Annotated in this window: 20 protein-coding genes; 11 read left to right on the top strand and 9 right to left on the bottom strand. The window is 73.4% G+C overall.

The window, feature by feature from the left end:
• Positions 1-71 precede the first annotated feature (71 nt).
• A complete protein-coding gene (locus tag ABD191_RS10925) occupies positions 72-392 on the bottom strand; it encodes a hypothetical protein (protein ID WP_344079616.1) in 321 nt (106 codons plus the stop codon).
• A 110-nt stretch (positions 393-502) separates the two neighbouring features.
• On the opposite strand from ABD191_RS10925, the gene ABD191_RS10930 reads away from it, so the two are divergent.
• Complete coding sequence (locus ABD191_RS10930) at positions 503-1,807, top strand: M20/M25/M40 family metallo-hydrolase (protein WP_344079618.1); 1,305 nt, start codon at positions 503-505, stop codon at positions 1,805-1,807.
• A 9-nt stretch (positions 1,808-1,816) separates the two neighbouring features.
• Positions 1,817-2,479, top strand: a complete 663-nt coding sequence (locus tag ABD191_RS10935) for a hypothetical protein (RefSeq protein ID WP_344079620.1) — start codon at positions 1,817-1,819, stop codon at positions 2,477-2,479.
• A 6-nt stretch (positions 2,480-2,485) separates the two neighbouring features.
• Here the strand turns inward: ABD191_RS10935 and ABD191_RS10940 are convergent, their stop codons facing one another.
• Both ABD191_RS10940 and ABD191_RS10945 read right to left on the bottom strand, forming a co-directional pair.
• Positions 2,486-2,671, bottom strand: coding sequence for a DUF5703 family protein (locus ABD191_RS10940; RefSeq protein WP_344079624.1), 186 nt, complete (start codon positions 2,669-2,671; stop codon positions 2,486-2,488).
• Between the two features lie 64 nt (positions 2,672-2,735).
• Positions 2,736-3,707, bottom strand: a complete 972-nt coding sequence (locus ABD191_RS10945; RefSeq protein ID WP_344079627.1) for an aldo/keto reductase — start codon at positions 3,705-3,707, stop codon at positions 2,736-2,738.
• Between the two features lie 257 nt (positions 3,708-3,964).
• On the opposite strand from ABD191_RS10945, the gene ABD191_RS10950 reads away from it, so the two are divergent.
• The 7 genes from ABD191_RS10950 to ABD191_RS10980 are packed head-to-tail and all read left to right on the top strand — an operon-like array spanning position 3,965 to position 11,181.
• A complete protein-coding gene (locus tag ABD191_RS10950) occupies positions 3,965-4,801 on the top strand; it encodes an undecaprenyl-diphosphate phosphatase (protein WP_344079630.1) in 837 nt (278 codons plus the stop codon).
• 47 nt (positions 4,802-4,848) lie between these two features.
• Positions 4,849-6,840 carry a tetratricopeptide repeat protein gene (locus tag ABD191_RS10955; RefSeq protein WP_344079633.1) on the top strand — a complete coding sequence of 664 codons (1,992 nt, stop codon included), beginning with the start codon at positions 4,849-4,851 and terminating at the stop codon, positions 6,838-6,840.
• A gap of 39 nt (positions 6,841-6,879) precedes the next feature.
• On the top strand, positions 6,880-7,620 hold the full coding sequence (locus ABD191_RS10960) for an MSMEG_4193 family putative phosphomutase (RefSeq protein WP_344080152.1): 741 nt from the start codon (positions 6,880-6,882) through the stop codon (positions 7,618-7,620).
• A gap of 10 nt (positions 7,621-7,630) precedes the next feature.
• Positions 7,631-8,173, top strand: coding sequence for a DUF3090 domain-containing protein (locus ABD191_RS10965; protein ID WP_344079636.1), 543 nt, complete (start codon positions 7,631-7,633; stop codon positions 8,171-8,173).
• A 51-nt stretch (positions 8,174-8,224) separates the two neighbouring features.
• Positions 8,225-9,049: an SCO1664 family protein gene (locus ABD191_RS10970; protein ID WP_344080154.1), complete on the top strand. Its 825-nt coding sequence runs from the start codon at positions 8,225-8,227 to the stop codon at positions 9,047-9,049.
• Between the two features lie 25 nt (positions 9,050-9,074).
• Complete coding sequence (gene mshC, locus ABD191_RS10975) at positions 9,075-10,316, top strand: cysteine--1-D-myo-inosityl 2-amino-2-deoxy-alpha-D-glucopyranoside ligase (RefSeq protein ID WP_344079639.1); 1,242 nt, start codon at positions 9,075-9,077, stop codon at positions 10,314-10,316.
• Between the two features lie 4 nt (positions 10,317-10,320).
• Entirely contained in the window at positions 10,321-11,181 is an 861-nt protein-coding gene (locus tag ABD191_RS10980; RefSeq protein ID WP_344079642.1) for a Cof-type HAD-IIB family hydrolase, read from the top strand.
• On the opposite strand, the gene ABD191_RS10985 is transcribed toward ABD191_RS10980, so the two are convergent.
• The 4 genes from ABD191_RS10985 to ABD191_RS11000 all read right to left on the bottom strand — a co-directional run bounded on the left by ABD191_RS10985 (position 11,158) and on the right by ABD191_RS11000 (position 14,057).
• Positions 11,158-11,934, bottom strand: a complete 777-nt coding sequence (locus ABD191_RS10985; RefSeq protein ID WP_344079645.1) for a phosphotransferase — start codon at positions 11,932-11,934, stop codon at positions 11,158-11,160. The two genes, ABD191_RS10980 and ABD191_RS10985, sit on opposite strands and share 24 nt — an antisense overlap.
• 3 nt (positions 11,935-11,937) lie before the next feature.
• Entirely contained in the window at positions 11,938-12,801 is an 864-nt protein-coding gene (locus ABD191_RS10990; protein ID WP_344079648.1) for a hypothetical protein, read from the bottom strand.
• Positions 12,801-13,115, bottom strand: a complete 315-nt coding sequence (locus ABD191_RS10995) for a PadR family transcriptional regulator (RefSeq protein ID WP_344079651.1) — start codon at positions 13,113-13,115, stop codon at positions 12,801-12,803. Before ABD191_RS10995 ends, ABD191_RS10990 begins: the two co-directional genes overlap by 1 nt.
• A gap of 147 nt (positions 13,116-13,262) precedes the next feature.
• Positions 13,263-14,057: a GntR family transcriptional regulator gene (locus ABD191_RS11000; protein WP_344079654.1), complete on the bottom strand. Its 795-nt coding sequence runs from the start codon at positions 14,055-14,057 to the stop codon at positions 13,263-13,265.
• A 118-nt stretch (positions 14,058-14,175) separates the two neighbouring features.
• On the opposite strand from ABD191_RS11000, the gene ABD191_RS11005 reads away from it, so the two are divergent.
• On the top strand, positions 14,176-15,387 hold the full coding sequence (locus ABD191_RS11005) for a pyridoxal phosphate-dependent aminotransferase (protein ID WP_344079657.1): 1,212 nt from the start codon (positions 14,176-14,178) through the stop codon (positions 15,385-15,387).
• A 3-nt stretch (positions 15,388-15,390) separates the two neighbouring features.
• On the opposite strand, the gene ABD191_RS11010 is transcribed toward ABD191_RS11005, so the two are convergent.
• On the bottom strand, positions 15,391-16,257 hold the full coding sequence (locus tag ABD191_RS11010) for a PAC2 family protein (RefSeq protein ID WP_344079660.1): 867 nt from the start codon (positions 16,255-16,257) through the stop codon (positions 15,391-15,393).
• 287 nt (positions 16,258-16,544) lie between these two features.
• Here ABD191_RS11010 and ABD191_RS11015 point away from each other — a divergent pair, with 287 nt between their 5' ends.
• Positions 16,545-17,690: a WD40 repeat domain-containing protein gene (locus tag ABD191_RS11015; RefSeq protein WP_344079663.1), complete on the top strand. Its 1,146-nt coding sequence runs from the start codon at positions 16,545-16,547 to the stop codon at positions 17,688-17,690.
• A 13-nt stretch (positions 17,691-17,703) separates the two neighbouring features.
• Here the strand turns inward: ABD191_RS11015 and ABD191_RS11020 are convergent, their stop codons facing one another.
• Positions 17,704-17,967 (bottom strand): hypothetical protein, encoded by a 264-nt coding sequence (locus ABD191_RS11020; protein ID WP_344079670.1) that lies wholly within the window; start codon positions 17,965-17,967, stop codon positions 17,704-17,706.
• Positions 17,968-18,124: the final 157 nt, after the last annotated feature.

An 18,124-nucleotide genomic window follows, 5' to 3' on the forward strand; every position in this document is an offset into this window, starting at 1 on the left:
CGCCGCCGCCCGCCAGGCCACGGCCGCGCGGTCGACGGCCGCCGGCTCGGTCGCGAGCCCGTCCGGCGGCCTCACCGCGGCCCACCGGCCAGGCGGGTCCGGGCGCGGGTGTCGGCGGCGGTCGTGGCGACGCCGACCAGAATGAGCCGGTCGGCGTCGACGATCAGCACCTCGGCGACCCCGTCGAGCAGCCGTTGCAGCGCCGCGCCCGCGCCGGCCGCCGCCATCGCCACCGACGCGCCGGCCGGCCGGTCGCCGAGCGAGTCCGGCGGTGGCACCACGGTGGCCGTGTCGGCGCGCTCCACGGGCACGGCCGCGTCGAGCAGCCGGCGCGCGGCGCGGGCCAGGCCGACGGGGTCGAGGCGGAGGTCGCCACCGCGGTCGGGGTCCACGCCGGGCAGCGTACGGCGGCCGGGGCGGCGCGCGCAGCCGCGCGGGCGCGCCTGTGGATAACGCCGGTCTCGGTGGTGGGTGGACCGATCAAGGTGGTAAGAACGAGCGCATGACCGCCGCCGTGGACGAGGTCGTCCGCATCGCCAGTGACCTGATCCGCATCGACACCACCAATACCGGGGACCCGACGACGGTGGTGGGCGAGCGGGCCGCCGCGGAGCATGTGGCCGCCCTGCTGGCCGAGGTCGGTCTCGAGCCGGTGATCCTGGAGAGCGCCCCGGGGCGGGCCAGCGTGTTCGCGCGCTACCCGGGTGCCGATCCGTCGCGCGACGCGCTGCTGATCCACGGCCATCTCGACGTGGTGCCGGCGGACGCGGGCGAGTGGAGTGTGCACCCGTTCTCCGGCGAGGTCCGCGACGGGTACGTGTGGGGTCGCGGTGCGGTCGACATGAAGAACTTCGACGCCATGGTGCTGGCGGTGGTGCGCCAGTGGCGCCGCGAGGGTCGGGTGCCGCCGCGCGACCTGGTGCTGGCGTTCCTGGCCGACGAGGAGGCCGGCGGCACCTTCGGGGCGCACTGGCTGGTCGCCGAGCACCCGCAGCTGTTCGAGGGTGTCACCGAGGCGATCGGCGAGGTGGGCGGCTTCTCCTACACGGTGAGCGACGACCTGCGGCTCTACCTCATCGAGACGGCCGAGAAGGGCCTGGAGTGGCTGCGCGTGCACAGCCGCGGCCGGCCGGGGCACGGCTCGATGATCCACGACGACAACGCGGTGACCGCGCTGGCGGAGGCCGTGGCGCGGGTCGGCCGCCACCGCTTCCCGATCGTGATGACCGATACCGTACGGCGCTTTCTCGCCGAGGCCGGCGACGCTCTCGGTGTCGACATCGACCCCGCCCAGCCGGAGGACGCGATCGCCAAGCTGGGCACGATCGCGCCCATCATCGGGTCGACCGTGCGCAACACGGTCAACCCCACGGGCCTGCGCGCCGGGTACAAGGAGAACGTGATCCCGTCGCGGGCCAGCGCCACGCTGGACTGCCGCACGTTGCCCGGGCAGCGGGAGGTTTTCGAGGCCCAGCTGCGCGAGCTGCTCGGCCCCGACCTGGAGATCGAGACGATCCAGTCGCAGCCGGCGCTGGAGACGACGTTCGACGGGCCGCTGGTCGAGGCGATGGGCGCGGCCCTGCGCGCCGAGGACCCGATCGCCCGCCCGGTGCCGTACATGCTGTCGGGTGGCACGGACGCGAAGGCGTTCGCGAAGCTGGGCATCCGTTGCTTCGGGTTCGTGCCGCTCCTGCTGCCGCCGGACCTCAACTTCTCGGCCCTGTTCCACGGCATCGACGAGCGGGTACCGGTGGAGGGACTACAGTTCGGCGTGCGCGTTCTCGATCGATTCCTTGCCGAGTGCTGAGGGGGCCTCATGGCGGATCCGGACAGCGTCCTCGACGACGCGTTGGCGGAGGTGGTGCGCGCCGCGCAGGCGCACCTCGCGGCCGTGCGGGCGGCGGCGGGGCGGCCCGACGACGACGCGGTCTGGCAGGCGTATGTCGCGCTCAACAACGCCGCCCGGGCCTACGACGACGCGCTCAACGACGCCCACGGCGAGGTGACCCCGTGGGACCTGGAGGAGATCGGCCCCGACGGCCCGGTGAGCCGGTTCGCGGACGTCGAGGAGGAACCCGCCGAGCCGGCGAAGGACCCGTACGACGGGGTTCTGTCCGTGCGGCAGCGCCGTGACTACACGGTGCCGTCGGTGACGGCGCTGCTGCGGGCGGCGGACGAGGCGCGGCGGTCCCTGCCGCGCGCGCCGGGGGAGCCGGACGAGCCGCCGAGCACGGTCGCGGAGGCGGTGCTGGAGCTGATGCGGGCCGGCGACGGGTCGATGGGCATGCTGGACGTGCCGGAGCTCATGCCGCTGGACGGGGCCGTCATGGTGGCCGAGGTGATCCGCCCGCTGGACCTGGACGCGGACACGGCGGAGGCGACGTTCCGGATCGACCCGGAGGATCGCGTGCTCGGCCGTCTCGACGAGCGCATGTGTGTCGACGTGGACGCCGACGGCCGGTTGAGCCTGGGTGACTGACGGGGCCTAGAGGGAGGGCGGGCCGGCGTCCGTGGTTCGCCGCCGCAACATGACCTGGCGGGTGCCGTCCGGGAAGAGGCGCACCCGGGCCAGTTCCCAGCCCGAGTACTCGGCGGCGATGGTCAGCTGCACCGCGGCGGTCATCCGGTCGACGTGCGGCGGTAACCGTAGCGGTGCGTATTCGTAGTCCATGACTGCATCGTGCCCCACCTGTCCGGGCGCGGCCAGTGCCGTACGGCCGTGGTGCGGCGAGCGGTCAGCCCTGCCGTTCCGGGTACCCCAGCGGGAGGGCGGACACGTCCGACAGGGCCTGGGCGATCTCGGCGGGCAGCCGGACGGACTCGGCGGCGAGCGCGCCGACCAGCTGTCCCACCGTGCGCGCGCCGAGGATGGGCGCGACGACGCCCGGCTGGTCGCGCACCCAGGCGAGGGCGACCTCGAGCGGGGAGACGCCCAGCCCGTCGGCGGCCGTGGCGACGGACTCGACGATCCCGGAGCAGCGCGGGTTCAGATACGGCAGGACAAACCGCTCGAAATGGGGCGAAGCTGCTCGGGAGTCGGCGGGCCGGCCGTGCCGGTACTTGCCGGTGAGCACCCCCCGCCCCAGCGGCGACCAGGGCAGGATCCCCAACCCGAGCGCCAGGCACGCCGGCACGACCTCGCGCTCGATGCCCCGCTCCAGCAGCGAGTACTCCACCTGGGTGGAGACCAGCGGCGTGCGGCCCGGCCAGGCGCCCTGCCAGGTGGCGGCCCGCGCCGTCTGCCAGCCGGAGAAGTTGCTCAGCCCCGCGTACCGGGCGCGGCCGGTCGACACGGCCGTGTCCAGGGCGGCGAGCGTCTCGTCCAACGGGGTGTGCTCGTCGAAGCCGTGCACCTGCCACAGGTCGACATAGTCCGTGCCGAGTCGGGCCAGCGACGCGTCGAGCGCGGCCAGCAGGTGCGCCCGGGAGCCGTTGCGGCGGCGCTCCATGCCCGGCCGCAGCCCCGCCTTGGTGGCGATGACGAGGTCCTCGCGGGGCATGAGCGGGCCGAGCAGCGAGCCGATCACGGCCTCGCTGTCACCGTCGGCGTAGACGTCGGCCGTGTCGACCAGCGTGCCGCCCGCGTCCACGAACGTCTTGAGCTGCGCGGCAGCGTCGTCGGGCTCGGTGTCCCGACCCCACGTCATCGTGCCCAGCGCCAACCTGGAGACCAGGAGGCCGCTGCGGCCGAGCGGTCGCTGCTGCACAAAGATCCAGGGTAGTGCCGCACGTGCCATCGCGCCCAGCGCCGCGCCGCGCGGCGCCCGCGTGCACGGCCACGCCCACGGCTACGCTGAGGCGACCTCGCTCGCGGCCGGAGGAGAAACGCCAGCTCATGCCGCCGTATGCCGGTCATGTCCGGCCCCGGCGGCGCGTGTCGGCCATGCGCTCGACAAGCTCCCCGCCGGACGCTAGACCTGGGGTCCCGCACTGTCCACACACGACGTTTGGGGTTCCCCTCATCATGGAGTTCTGGAAGGCGATCATTCTCGGCATCGTCGAGGGGATCACGGAGTTCCTCCCGGTGTCCTCCACCGGGCACCTCACCATCACCGAGAAGCTGCTCGGCCTGCAGGTCGACGACGTCGGGGTGACCGCGTACACGGCGATCATCCAGGTGGGCGCGATCCTGGCGGCGGTGATCTACTTCTGGCGCGACATCGTGCGGATCGTGGTGGCCTTCGTGAAGGGCGTGCTCAGCGCGGAGGGCCGCCGGCACGAAGACTGGCGGCTGTCGCTCGCGGTGGTCGTGGGCTCCATGCCGATCGTCGCCGCCGGCCTGCTCGGCAAGGACCTTATCCACGGCCCGCTGCGCAGCCTGTGGGTCGTCGCCGTGAGCCTCATTGGCTGGTCGGTGGTCATGGTCTTCGCGGAGTACGCCGCGACGCAGCGGCGCGGGGAGCGCGACGTCACGCTCAAGGACGGCCTCATCATCGGCCTGGCCCAGTGCATCGCCCTGATCCCGGGCGTGTCCCGGTCCGGCGCCACCATCTCGGCCGGCCTGCTGCGCGACATCGACCGGGTCACCGCGACCCGGCTGTCGTTCTTCCTCGGCATCCCGGCGCTGAGCGCGGCCGGTGTCTTCGAGGCGCTCAGCGCGACCGACGAGGTCGGCGCGTCCGTGGGCTGGGGGCCCGCCGTCGTCGGCACCCTGGTCAGCTTCGTCGTCGCGTACGCCTCCATCGCGTGGCTGCTCAAGTACGTCGCCCGGCATTCCATCGTGGTCTTCGTCTGGTACCGGGTGCTGCTCGGCGTCGTGCTCATCGTCGCTCTGTCGGCCGGCTGGCTATCGGCGACCTGACCGAGGCCGGCCTTTCCCCCTACGCGAGTCTCGCGCACAATCGCGGGGTGGACAGCGACGGCAGGCGGCAATCGTGGCGCGCCTCGGTGGTGCCCGTGCCCGCCATGGGCCGGGCGCGGGTCGACACCTCCGTCGCGGCGATCGAGGCGGCGCGCGCCTTCTCCGACCCGTACGAGAAGGCGCTGACCGCCATGGCCACCTGGGCGGTCACCGGAGATCGGCCGTTATGGCTGCTCAACGGGGGCGCCGGCATGGGCAAGACGAGCTTCGCCGGCCAGATGGCCGAGCGGGTCACCGCCCACGGCGTGCAGGTCGGCTGGGCGCCGCCCGGCCGCGCCGTGCAGGCCGTGCAGGCCGTCGTCGCCAGCGGTCGGCCCGGCGTGGTCATCGTCGATGACGCGGAGACCCGCGCCGACATCGGCGACCTGCTCGCCCTCGTGGCGGGCGGCGGCCAGCCGCTGCCCGTCCGGGTGGTGATCGTGGCGCGCGAGTTCGGTGCCTGGTGGACCCGCCAGCTCAACCGGCTGACCCGACAGGAGCAGGACGCCCTGGCCGCCCGACGCACCATGATCGGCAAGCGCGGCGAGGCCGGCCCGGCCCGGCTGGACCTCGTCCTGCGCACGGACAGCCAGCGCGCCGAGTCGAGCCCGCTGGCGACCCTGACGAGCGCCGACCCGGTCAGCGGCGCCGTGCTGCTGCGCATGGCGGCACTCGTTGTCGCCTTGCCGACACGGGTGGGCCAGCTCAAGCCGCTCGCCCTGCGCGCCGCCGTGCGCGACCTGTTCAGCGACGAGGAGGGATACTGGCGCCGTGCCGCCAACGAGGTCAGCCAGACGGGCGCCGGCCAGCCGGCGCTGCGTTCGGCCCTCGCGTGCTCGGCGGTCGCCCGCGTGGACGGCATCGCCGACGCGGCGACCGTCCTGCGCCGGGTACCCATGCTCGCGGTGAGCGCCGCCGACCGGCTGGCCCGGCTGGCCGTCTGGTGGCACGGCCTCTACGACCGCCTCGGCAGCGGCAGCCCCGCCCGCTCACCCCGGCTGCCCGGCTGGCTGGCCGACCAGGTGCCGCAGCCCGGCGCCGTCGACAGCTCCGGCCTGAGCTGGACCGTCGCCGCCTTCGAGACCGAGCGCAAGGTCACGGAGACGCTCGCCGAGCTGACCCGCGACGTGCACCGCGACATCTGGCCCCGCCGGGTGCCCGGGCTCGACGACGACCAGCCCGACCAGAGCGAGCTGGCGCGCAACCTGGAGCGCTCGGTCAGCGCCAAGGCGCCGGTCGACGAGGCGCTGGCCTGGCTCACCCAGGAGAGCGACCTCGGCGACGACGACATGGCCGCGTTGTCGGAGGCGATGTTCCAGCCCACCAAGTCGCTGCCGCGTACGGCCGTCGTGCTGCTCAACCGGCTGCTCGACGGCGACAACACCGCCCACGACCAGGCGGCGTTGCAGCTCGAGCTGGGCGCGCGCCTGTCCGAGCTGGGCATGTGGGACGACGCCCGCCAGGTCACCGAGGAGGCGGTCGCCCGGCTGCGGGTCATGGTCGACCTCGACCGCGCGGCGTACCTGTCGGACCTGGCCACGGGTGTGCTCAACCTCGGCTCGTGCGCGGCGCAGCTGGGCCGCCACGACGAGGCGCTCGACATCACGTACGAGGCCGTGAGCCTCTACCGCGAGCTGGCCTCGACCCGGCGCGACGAGCACCTGCACAGCCTCGGCCGGGCCCTGACGAACCTGTCGTCGTGCCTGTCGCGCGTGGGCCGGCGCCCGGCCGCGCTCGGCGCCGCCGGCCAGGCCGTGGGCATCTACAAGGAGCTCGCGGCCAACAATCCGCGCGCGTACAGCCGGGAGCTGGCGATCGCCGAGCACAACTGGAACGTGTGCCGTGACGCCCTGGGCCAGCCGGTGGCGGGCCGCCAGCCGGAGCCGCCGGCGCGCACCGCCCCGCCCGGCTCCACCGGGGCGAGCCCGTTCATTCCCAGCCAGTACTCGGCGCCGCGCATCGAGGAGCGGCCGGCGATCGGCCCGCCACCGGTGTCGTAGGGTTCGCGGGCTCATCCGACGTCGGTCGCGGGCGCTACGCTGCTGAGCGTGGCGACTGTCCTGTTGCTGCGGCACGGCCGCACCACCGCGAACGCCGAGGGCATCCTGGCCGGCCGGCGTCCCGTCGGCCTCGACGACGACGGCCGGGCGCAGGCCCGTGCCGTGGGCGGGCGGCTTCGTGGCCTGCCGCTGGCCGCCGTGGTGAGCAGTCCACTGCCCCGGTGTGTGGAGACCCTGTCGGTGGCGTTGCCGGACGCGGTGCCCGCGCTCGAACCAGGCCTGATCGAGGTCGGCTACGGCGACTGGGAGGGCGGTCAGCTCCACACGCTCGCCAAGGACCCGCTGTGGCCGGTGGTGCAGCACCACCCGGCGGCGGTCACCTTCCCGGGCGAGCAGGGCGAGTCGATGCCCGCGATGTCGGCGCGGGCGGTGGCGGCCGTGCGCGCCTGGGACGCGAAGGTGACCTCCTCGCACGGTCCGGACGCGCTCTGGCTCGCCTGCAGCCACGGCGACGTGATCAAGGCGATCGTCGCGGACGCGCTCGGGCTGCACCTCGACCAGTTCCAGCGGATCGTCGTGGAGCCCGCGTCGGTGACGGCGGTGCGCTTCACCCCCACCCGACCGTTCCTCCTGCGCCTCAACGACACCGGGGCTGACCTGCGCGTTTTTGTCGCGCCGCCCCGTGATCGCGGCGACGGTCAGGTCGCCGACTCGGACGCCGTCGTCGGCGGCGACGCGGGTCGGCCCGCCGGTGACGCGTCGCGGGCCGCGGACGGATAGGGTCGATGCCATGAGCCACCAGGTGTTCGCGTTCGAGCCGCCCGAGCGGTTCGTCGCCGGGACTGTGGGCTCGCCGGGGGAGCGCACGTTCTTCCTGCAGGCCCGCGGCGGCGGCCGGCTGGTCAGCGTCGTCCTGGAGAAGGTTCAGGTCGCCGTGCTCGCCGAGAAGCTCGAGGAGTTGCTCGCCGAGGCCCACCGCCGGTTCGGCGTCCCGGTCCCCGAGGCCGGCGGCTCCGACGACAACGAGCCGCTGGAGATGCCCCTCGAAGAGGAGTTCCGGGTCGGCACCCTGGGCCTGGCGTGGGACGGGGAGAGCCAGACCGTGGTCATCGAGGCGATCGCCGTGGGCGAGCTGGACACGGACGAGCCCGATGAGGAGGACCTGGCGGACCTGGACCGCCTGCGCGTACGCCTGACCCCGCAGGCCACCCTGTCGTTCATCGCGCGCGCCAAGCGGGTCGTCGCCGCCGGCCGGCCCCCGTGCCCGTTCTGCGGGCAGCCGTTGGACCCGAGCGGGCACCTGTGCCCGCGCCACAACGGCTACCGGCGGTAGGCCGCGTTGCGCACCGGACAGACCGGCGCCCGGGCCCGTGGCCGGGCACCCGTGCCGCCGACCCCGCCGCGCGCCGGTGGCGAGCTCGCCACCCAGCAGGCCCTGGAGTTGCTGCGCCACGGCGACCTGATGGTGGAGGGGCGGCTCGTCGACGCGTCCAACACGACGCTGCGGGCGTTCCTGACGCTCGCCGGTGTGACCGTGCGGTGCGTCTACAAGCCGGTGAGCGGCGAGCGTCCCCTGTGGGACTTCCCGGAGGGCACTCTCGCCGGCCGGGAGGTGGCGGCCTACCTGATGTCGGCGGCGACCGGGTGGGATCTGGTGCCCCCGACGGTGCTCCGCGACGGCCCGTACGGGCCGGGCGCGTGCCAGATCTGGGTGGACGAGCCCGAGGACGTCGCCCCACTGGTGGGGGTTGTCGCGGAGGACGAGCTGCCCGCGGACTGGTTGCCCATCGCGGAGGTCGGCGAGCGCGACGAGCGGGTGTACGTGTTGGCGCACGCGGACGACGCGGGGCTGGCCCGGCTGGCCCTGTTCGACGCGGTGGTCAACAACGCCGACCGCAAGGGCGGGCACGTGCTGCACACGGGCGGCGGCCACCTGCACGGCGTTGATCACGGGCTGTGTTTCCACGTCGAGGAGAAGCTGCGCACGGTGCTGTGGGGGTTCGTGGGGCGGCCCCTGCCGGCGGAGGCGCGCGCGGTGCTGTCGGCCGTACAACATGATCTTGATGGGCCGCTGGGGGCGAACCTCGCCGCGGTCCTTACCCGCGCGGAGGTCGAGGCGACCGTGAGCCGGGTCACCCGGCTGCTCAGTACGGGAGTGTTCCCGGAACCGCCGCAGCGCTGGCCGGCGGTGCCGTGGCCACCGCTGTGAGCGATCTCTGGCTAGGCTTGCGGCCATGAAGTCCTGGACCGCCCCCTCCGTGCCCCGCCTGCCCGGTGCCCCCGCGGGCCCTCCCCGGCTCTACGACACCGCCCGGCAGGGCGTGCACGCCACGCGGCCCGACGGCACCGCGACCATGTACGTGTGCGGCATCACCCCCTACGACGCCACGCACCTGGGCCACGCCGCCACGATGATCACCTTTGACCTGGTGAACCGCCTGTGGCGCGACGCCGGCCTCGACGTGCGCTACGTCCAGAACGTCACCGACATCGACGACCCGCTGCTGGAGCGCGCCACCCGCGACGGCGAGGACTGGATCGTGCTCGGCATGCGCGAGACCGCCCTGTTCCGGGAGGACATGGAGGCGCTGCGGATACTGCCGCCGGCAGCGTACGTCGGCGCGGTCGAGTCGATCCCCGCGATCGTGAGGCGGGTGGCGGGCCTGCTCGACGACGGCTGCGCGTACCGCCTCGACGACGGCACGGGCGACATCTACTTCGACCTGTCGGCCGCGCCGCGCTTCGGGTACGAGTCCCACTACGACCGCGACACCATGCTGCGGCTGTCCGCCGAGCGCGGCGGCGACCCGGACCGCGCGGGCAAGCGCGACCCGCTCGACCCGCTGCTGTGGCGCGGCGCCCGCGACGGCGAGCCGGCCTGGGACGGCGGCCCGCTCGGCCCCGGCCGTCCCGGCTGGCACATCGAGTGCGCCGTCATCGCCCTGGACCACCTCGGCGCCACGGTGGACGTGCAGGGCGGCGGCAACGACCTCATCTTCCCGCACCACGAGTGCTCCGCGGCCCACAGCGAGGTGCTCACCGGCGAGGCGCCGTTCGCCAGCCACTACGTGCACGCCGGCATGATCGGCCTCAACGGCGAGAAGATGTCGAAGTCGCGCGGCAACCTCGTGTTCGTCTCCCGCCTGCGCGGCGACGGCGTCGACCCGATGGCCGTGCGCGTCGCGTTGCTCGCGCAGCACTACCGCGACGACCGCCAGTGGACCGACGACGCGCTCAAGACCGGACAGCAGCGCCTGGCCACGTGGCGCTCGGCCGCCGCGGCGCGGTCCGGGCCGTCCGGCGAGACGTTGCTTTCCGGCGTACGCGCGGCGCTCGGCGACGACCTCGACACGCCCCGGGCCCTGGCCCTGGTCGACGAGTGGGCCGAGGCGACCCTGGCGGGGGAGGGCGACGACCCGACGGCCCCGGCCACCTGCGCGGCCCTGGTCGACGCGCTGCTGGGCGTGCGGCTGTGACTGCGTGACCGCCGGGGCTCGGTTGCCGCGACTCATCGCGACCGACCTCGACGGCACGCTGCTGCGGCCGGGCGGTGACCTGTCGCAGCGGACGGCGGCCGCCCTGCGCTCGGCGGTCCACAGGGGAGTGGACGTCGTGGTCGTGACGGCCCGCCCGCCCCGCTACGTCGACTTCCTGGGCGACCGCCTCGGCGTGCCGGTGACCGCGATCTGCGCCAACGGGGCGGTGCACTACGACATCGCCAGCCGGCGCATCGTCGCGGCCACGACCATCCCGATCGACACCGCGCGTACGGTCGCCGACCTGGTGGAGAGCCTGGGCGGGGCGCTGGGCCTGGCGGTGGAGACCGGCGCCGGGTTGGTGTGCGAGCCGGCGTTCGGGCTGCGCCACTTCGACGCCGTCGGCGACCTGCGCGAGGTGCCCGCGCGGGATCTGCTGTGGACCCAGGCCGAGCCGCTGGTCAAACTCATGGTCTGGTCCGGCGAGCAGGGTGCGGACGAGTTGATGGCCGCGGTGCGCGCGGTCGTCGGCGACGTGGTCGAGTGCACCCATTCCGGCGGCGCGGGCCTGCTGGAGATCAGCGCCGCCGGCGTGAGCAAGGCGGCCGCGCTGGCCGCCTGGTGTGCCGAGCGGGGCATCGCGGCGCACGAGGTGGTCGCGTTCGGCGACATGCCCAACGACCTCGGCATGCTGCGCTGGGCGGGTACGGGCATGGCGATGGCCAACGCCCACCCGTCCGTGCTCGCGGAGGTGCCTGCGCGGGCTCCGGCGAACGCGGACGACGGCGTGGCCGTGGTGATCGAGGGCCTGCTGGCCCCGGTGCCGCGACAGGGCCGCGGGTCAGGCGTCGAGCAGCCGCAGTAGGCGCCGCGCCTGCGCGTCCGCGGTGCCGGGCGGGTTGCGGGCGGCCGCGGGACCGCCGGGCAGCAGCAATGTGAGCCAGAACATCGCCCACACCCGGCGGGCGGCGCGTAGGCGCGTCGGGTCGACCGGCAGGCGGTCGAGCAGCCGCTCGGCGCCCGCGTCGCGGGCCGACAGGTGCTCCAGGAGCAGGGCGATTTCCGTAGCCGGGTCGGACACGGCCGCGTCCTCGAAGTCCACGATCCGTACGCGCCGGCCGTCCCACAGGTAGTTGAGCAGGTTCGGGTCGCGGTGCCCGAGGACGGTCCCGGGTGGCGGGCAGCGCAGCAGGGCCGGATCGGGCCCGTCCCACCACGCCAGCGAGGCGTCGTAGGCGGCTGCCAACAGGTCCCCCTTCGGCCTCGGCGCGGACGTGAGCCGTGCGGCGAAGCCGAGGTCATCACGCCACGGGCCGAGGGGCGGCACATCATCGTGGGGAACCGTCCACAGTGTCCGCAGCGCGTCCGCGAGCGCACGCAGGAGCGCCGGGCCGAGCTCGCCGCCGCTCAACGGCTCGCCGGGCAGCCGGGTCATCGTGACCGCCGGTGGGTTCGCGTCCAGGTCGGCCCTCATCGGGCGGGGCACCAGGTCCGGCGCGTGCTCGTGGACGAGCACCAGCGCCGTCCACTCGCGCCGGTGCTCGTCGCGCTCCCAGGACGTGTACCGCTTGGTGACGAGGTCGCCGGCCACGGTCAGGTCGTGGGTGTGCCGCGCCACGGGTCAGGCCGCCGGCATAGGTGCCGCCCGGGTAGCCTGCCGGCGCGCCAGCGCCGCCGTGAGTACGAGCGTGAAGACGCTGCACAGGGTGAGCATGATCGGCAGGACGCCGGCCGCCTCGGTGACGGCGTCGTCCAGGCCGCCGATGGCCGCCGGGAACCAGAGCAGGGCCCGCCCGCGCGGAGCGTGGGTTGCGTCTGTGCTGGCCAGCACGTTGGTGATGGTGGCCAGTTCCAGGGCGACGAACGCGCCGACGACCGCGACCCAGCCGGCGGCCCGCGCGCCGAACCGGGTGCGGACCCGGTTGGCGGTCAGCGCGGTGCCGATCAGCGCGGTGGCCCAGACGGCGACAGCGGAGCCGTATGACCGCAGAACGTCGCTCACGGCGTCGCCGGGCAGTACGACGGCCGGTCCGAGCGCCATGGCGAGGATCGTCGCGCCGAGGGCCGCCGGCACGACGACGGCCGGGGCCGCGACGAGCACGGACCGGCCCAGGCGCAGTGCCCACCGCCGGGCGAGCAGGGCGACGGGCGCGGCGGCCAGCGACTGGCACACGATGACGGCGCCGTGCGGGGCGGCCGGCGAGATGGTGCCGACGGCGACCACGGCCACGGTTATCGCGGCGACCATGCAGGAACCGAGCGCCACGGGCACCACGATCAGCATCCCGACGGTCTTCGCGGCCTTGCGCAGGTGCGGCCAGGTCAGGGCGCCGGCCCGTTCGGTGAGGCCCGCGCGGGCGGCGTCGACCAGGTCGTGGCCCGGCCGATGCGAGCGGGCCAGCAGGTCGGCGATCTCATCGCCGTACCGCTCGCGCATGGCGGCGGGGTAGAGCGCCAGGACGGCGCGGATGAGGCGCTCGCGCATCACGCCGCCGCCAGCCGGCGCAGCCCGGTGCTGGCCACGGCCCGCATGCGCTCCAGTTCGGCGGTGAGCGCGGCCCGGCCGGCGTCGGTCAGCCGGTACGGCTTGCGGCGCTCGGTCTCGGGCAGCGCCTCGATGTAGCCGCGTTCCTCCAGCCGCCGGATCGCGCCGTAGAGGGTGCCGGGGCCGGGTCGCTCGCCGGCCAGGTCTTCGATGTCGTCCTGCATGGCGTACCCGTGCCGGGGCCCGCCCGCCAGGCTGATCAGGATGAGCACAGCCGGCTCGGAGAACCGGCCCAGCTCCGACAGTCCACTCACAGATACCCCCTACTACGTTCTGCGTAGTATCGCAGGGCGTAGCAGTCCGGCGTCAAGTGTGGCATGTGACCGCCCGAGTCGTACTGCGCACCTGTGCGACACCGGTTCCACAAAATGTCCACAAAACTGCACAGCCAGTTGGCGGCACTATCCGAGGGCCAGGCCCGGCTCGTCGTCGGGGAGGGCGGGCCGCGCGGCCGGGACGGCGTACTCCTCGGTGAGCGTCGTCATCGGTCCCGGCCAGGTCGCCTGGGCGACCTCCAACGGCCGGTGGTCGGCGTCGAACGCGACGTGCAGCAGGTGCAGCACCGGAGTGTCCGGGCGGATGCGCAGCAGCTCGGCCTCCTGCCGGGTGGGCAGCCGGGCGGACAGGTGGTCGGCGGCCCTGGTGTACGCGCGGCCGATGACCTCCTCGGCCTCCTGGTAGAGCGGCCGGCCGAACGGTTCGGCGCGCTCCAGGCTCGTCCCGGCCGCGTCGGCGGTGCGAAACCAGGAGGCGCCGACCTCGGCCGGGTGCTCCTCGGGTGCGACGACCAGGTGGCGGCGCACGATCAGTTCGGTGCCGTCGGCCACCCCGAACGCGTCGGCGACCTCGGGCGGGGCGCCCTCGCGGCCGACGGACAGCAGCCGCTGGCGGTACCGGGCGGCGAGGTCGGCGTGGTAGCCGCGCTGGGCGCCGTAGCGGCCCCGGGCGAGCCGGTTGAACCGGCGCTTCGTGCCGCGGACGAAAGTTCCCGACCCGGGTTTGGTGATGAGCAGGCCCTCCACGCGCAGTTGGTCGATCGTGCGCTGCACGGTCTGCTTCGCGACCCCGTAGGAGACCGCCAGCGTCGGGATGGCGGGCAGCCGCTCGCCGGGGCCCCACTCGCCGTGGCGGATGCGTTGGCGCAGGTGCGCGGCGATCTGGCGGTGCGGGTGCTCGGCGGTTCCGGGATTGGTCACCGAGGCTCCTTCCTTAGGCCTAGCCTCCTAGGATGCCATAGAGGATGTGGGTCCCACGTCACGGACGCCACGAAACCTGATGGACCGATCCGTCAGCGGACGGCTCTAATGTCGAAGCATGGAGGTCACCCAGTCCGCGAAGCTCGCCAACGTCTGCTACGACATCCGAGGCCCCGTGATGCAGGAGGCCAAGCGGATGGAGGCGGAGGGGCACCGCATCCTCAAGCTGAACATCGGCAACCCGGCCCCGTTCGGCTTCGAGGCACCCGAGGAGATCCTCCAGGACGTGATCCTCAACCTGCCGGCCGCGCACGGGTACGGCGACTCCAAGGGCCTGCTGTCAGCGCGCCGGGCGGTGGTCCAGCACTACCAGGACCGGGGCCTCGGCGGCATCGACATCGAGGACGTCTACCTCGGCAACGGCGTGTCCGAGCTGATCACCCTGTCCCTTCAGGCGTTGCTGGACAACGGCGACGAGGTGCTCATCCCGGCGCCGGACTACCCGCTGTGGACGGCGTCGACGAGCCTGGCCGGCGGCCGGGCGGTGCACTACCTGTGTGACGAGGGCGCCGACTGGATGCCCGACGTCCGCGACGTCGAATCGAAGATCACGGAACGTACCAAGGCGATCGTGATCATCAACCCGAACAACCCGACCGGCGCGGTGTACTCCCGCGAGGTCCTGGCCGAGCTGGTCGAGATCGCGCGCCGCCACCATCTGGTGATCTTCTCGGACGAGATCTACGACAAGATCCTCTACGACGACGCGACACACACGTCCACGGCGGCGCTCGCGCCCGATCTGGTCTGTCTGACCTTCAACGGCCTGTCCAAGGCGTACCGGGTGGCCGGGTTCCGGACGGGCTGGATGGTCGTGACCGGCCCGAAGAAGCACGCGGCCAGCTACATCGAGGGCCTGGACATCCTGGCCAACATGCGGCTGTGCCCGAACGTGCCCACCCAGCACGCGGTGCAGACCGCCCTGGGCGGCTACCAGAGCATCAACGACCTGGTCCTGCCCGGCGGGCGCCTGCTGGAGCAGCGCGACGCCGCGTGGCGGCTGCTCAACGAGATCCCCGGCGTCAGTTGCGTCAAGCCGCGCGGCGCCCTGTACGCGTTCCCCCGCCTGGACCCGAAGGTCTACCCGATCGTCGACGACATGCGTTTCGCGCTCGACCTGGTCCGTGAGGAGAAGCTGCTCATCGTGCAGGGCACCGGCTTCAACTGGCCGCGCCCGGACCACTTCCGGGTCGTGACCCTGCCGCGGGTGGCCGACCTGACCGACGCGATCGGCCGGCTTGCCCGCTTCCTGTCGACGTACCGCCAGTAACGCTCAGATCCCCGCGGTCGGCCCGCTCGGGCCGCCGCGGCGGCGCAGGTACTTCTCGAACTCCTGGGCGATCTCGTCGCCGGACAGCGGCCGCAGGCCCTCCTCGCCGGCGCGCTCCTCAAGCTCGCGCAGGTACTCGCCCAGCTCGGCGTCCTGCTCGGCGGCCGTGCGGACCCGCTGCTCCCATTCGGCGGCGCGCTCGGCCAGGTCGTCCATGGGTACGGGCAGGTCGAGCACCTCCTCGACCCGGTGCAGCAGGGCCAGGGTCGCCTTGGGGCAGGGCGGGTTGTTGGCGTAGTGGGGCACATGCACCCAGAACGACAGGGCGTCGACCTCCGCCTGCCGGCAGGCCTCCTGCAGGATGCCGACGATGCCGGTCGGGCCCTCGTACCGGCTGGGGGTCAGGGCGAAACGGGCGATGTCGCCCGGGTCGGTGGCGGTGCCGCTGATCGGCAGCGGCCGGGTGTACGGGACGTCGGCCAGCAGCGCGCCGAGCAGCACGACCCGGTTGACCTCCAGGCTGTGGCAGACCTCGAGGACCTGCTCGCAGAAGGTGCGCCACCGGGTGCTGGGCTCGATGCCGCGGATGAGCACCACGTCGCGGTCGGAGCCGGGCGGGGTGGCCACGGAGAATCGGGTGGTCGGCCAGTCGATGGCGCGGGTCTCGTCGTCCAGCGTGCGCACCGTGGGCCGGTTGACCTGGAAGTCGTAGAACTCTTCCGGGTCGAGCGCGGTCACGCGGCGTGCCTGCCAGATCTCCTCCAGGTGCTCCACGGCCCCGGTGGACGCGTCGGCGGCGTCGTTCCAGCCCTCGAAGGCGGCCACAACAACCGGCGACCGCAGCACCGGCAGTCCGTCGAAGTCGCTCATGACGCAAGCCTACGTGTCCGACGATTGGCTCGCGCACGGCGCGCGGTGCGACCATGCTGGATGTGATCATGAGAGCCGGGCGCTCCGGTTTCGCCTGCCTGGGAGCGCGCTGGACACACCTTCCGCGTGCCCTCGGCGACCGGACCTCGCCGCTCCCGCTGGCTGGTCATGTGTCATTCGCCACACGGTGCGTCCCCCGCGCCGATCGGTCCGTCTGACGACCGCCCGGACGTGTCCCGGAGGAAGGTCATTTATCCTGTGTCCCGCTACTGGAACAGGGGAACAAGATGAAACCGCGCAGTCTCGTCGTGTCGGGCGTCATGGTGGCCGTCCTGGGCGCCGGTGCGGGGTGCTCGTCGGAACCCCTGGACGTCGGGCCCGAGCCGACGGCGAGCGCGGCCCCGTCCCCGGCGTCGACGAAGCGGCCCGGGCCGATGAAGACGTTCGACGCCTCGGGGACCCACCCCGGGTTCCCGTCCGGCCGCATCACCATTCAGGAGGACGCGCCCGACCTGCCCGCCGACCGCGCGGTCGGCCGCGCCGCTCTCGTCGTCCGGGATCTGGAGTCCCGGACGCACCTGGTCATGCGCGACGGCACGCAGTGGAACGTCCCGCTGCCGGCCGACACGTCGGGCGTGGTCGTGCTGTCCCCGGACGGGCGCGTGCTCGGCTATCCGACCGGGGACGGCTTCGTGCTACGCGACCTCATGAGCCGGACCAGTTCGGTCGTGCCCGGCTTCGCCGAGGTCGCCTCGGCGCGCGCGTGGTCACCGAACGGGCGTTGGCTCATCGGCCAGGCGCGCGACGACGGCAAGATTCCCCTGCTCGACCTCACCACCGGAAAGGTGACCGCGCTGCCCGGCACGGAGCACTCCGAGGGCGACCCGACCGACGCCGGCACGATCGTGCGTGGCACCTGCCTTGACTGGACCGGCCAGACGCTGACCGTAAGGATCACGAAGCCGGCAAGTCCGACGAAGCCCCAGATGGTCAAGTTCGACGCCGCGCCGTACCTGAGCAAGGGCGAGCAGGTGGTGCGTGTCCCGACCGGCTCCGCCATCGAGCGCAACGGGCCCCAGTGCCTGTTCCGGCGCGGCGCGGGCGACCTGGGGTACCTCGCCGTGTACGAAACGCCGACGAAGAAGGACTTCGGCTGGATGGACGTGAAGACCATCCGGGCGTTCCTGGTGGTCAACGCCCGGACGGGGCAGTTCGTCCGCCGGGTGAACCTCAGCATGGCGTTCGACACCGGCACGGGCGTGATCCTCGACTACTTCGACGGCGCGCTGCTGGCCTACCGCGCGACGGGCGACGAGCCGGGCTTCCTGGAGAACCCGGCGGACCTCATCCGGCTCGACATGGTCACCGGCCGGCGTAATCTCCTGACCCGGTGCGCCGCCGGCCTGTGGCCCATGCTGCCCGGCCTGACCTGACACCGGCGCGTCATCACGGCCCGTCACGCCGGCCGCGCAGGACGGCGATGATGGCGCCCACGGCGGTGATGAGGCCCACCGCGCGTTCCACGACGTCCGGAATCCTGTCGAGCACGGGGCCGACATCGACCGACGGGCTCACCGGGCGGCTGGCCACCATCTGATAGACGGCCAGGAGATTGAGGATGGCCGACGCGACGAACACCAGGACGATGGTCAGGCGCACCGCCCGTCGGAAGCGCCACCTGCGCCGCGATTCGAGCCGGCTCGACGTCATCGATCGAGCGTAGGAAGCAACGGGCTCGTACGGACTGCGCCGACCGTGCACGCCTGGCCGGCGGACGGATGTCCACTGTCGACGATCGTGGGCGAAGTTCTGGACGCAAGGACACCGCCGCGGCCGCTACCCTCTGTTCGCCGGCGGCTACAGCGGG

The organism is Luedemannella helvata, assembly GCF_039528415.1.
GTDB classification, from domain to species: Bacteria; Actinomycetota; Actinomycetes; order Mycobacteriales; family Micromonosporaceae; genus Luedemannella; species Luedemannella helvata.

Coding starts and splice junctions, on each gene's coding strand:
- ABD191_RS10950 (WP_344079630.1), top strand. CDS start 3,965: ATGGAGTTCTGGAAGGCGATCATTCTCGGCATCGTCGAGGGGATCACG.
- ABD191_RS11020 (WP_344079670.1), bottom strand. CDS start 17,967: ATGACGTCGAGCCGGCTCGAATCGCGGCGCAGGTGGCGCTTCCGACGG.
- ABD191_RS11015 (WP_344079663.1), top strand. CDS start 16,545: ATGAAACCGCGCAGTCTCGTCGTGTCGGGCGTCATGGTGGCCGTCCTG.
- ABD191_RS11005 (WP_344079657.1), top strand. CDS start 14,176: ATGGAGGTCACCCAGTCCGCGAAGCTCGCCAACGTCTGCTACGACATC.
- ABD191_RS10940 (WP_344079624.1), bottom strand. CDS start 2,671: ATGGACTACGAATACGCACCGCTACGGTTACCGCCGCACGTCGACCGG.
- ABD191_RS10930 (WP_344079618.1), top strand. CDS start 503: ATGACCGCCGCCGTGGACGAGGTCGTCCGCATCGCCAGTGACCTGATC.
- ABD191_RS10965 (WP_344079636.1), top strand. CDS start 7,631: ATGAGCCACCAGGTGTTCGCGTTCGAGCCGCCCGAGCGGTTCGTCGCC.
- ABD191_RS10935 (WP_344079620.1), top strand. CDS start 1,817: ATGGCGGATCCGGACAGCGTCCTCGACGACGCGTTGGCGGAGGTGGTG.
- ABD191_RS10990 (WP_344079648.1), bottom strand. CDS start 12,801: ATGCGCGAGCGCCTCATCCGCGCCGTCCTGGCGCTCTACCCCGCCGCC.
- mshC (WP_344079639.1), top strand. CDS start 9,075: ATGAAGTCCTGGACCGCCCCCTCCGTGCCCCGCCTGCCCGGTGCCCCC.
- ABD191_RS11010 (WP_344079660.1), bottom strand. CDS start 16,257: ATGAGCGACTTCGACGGACTGCCGGTGCTGCGGTCGCCGGTTGTTGTG.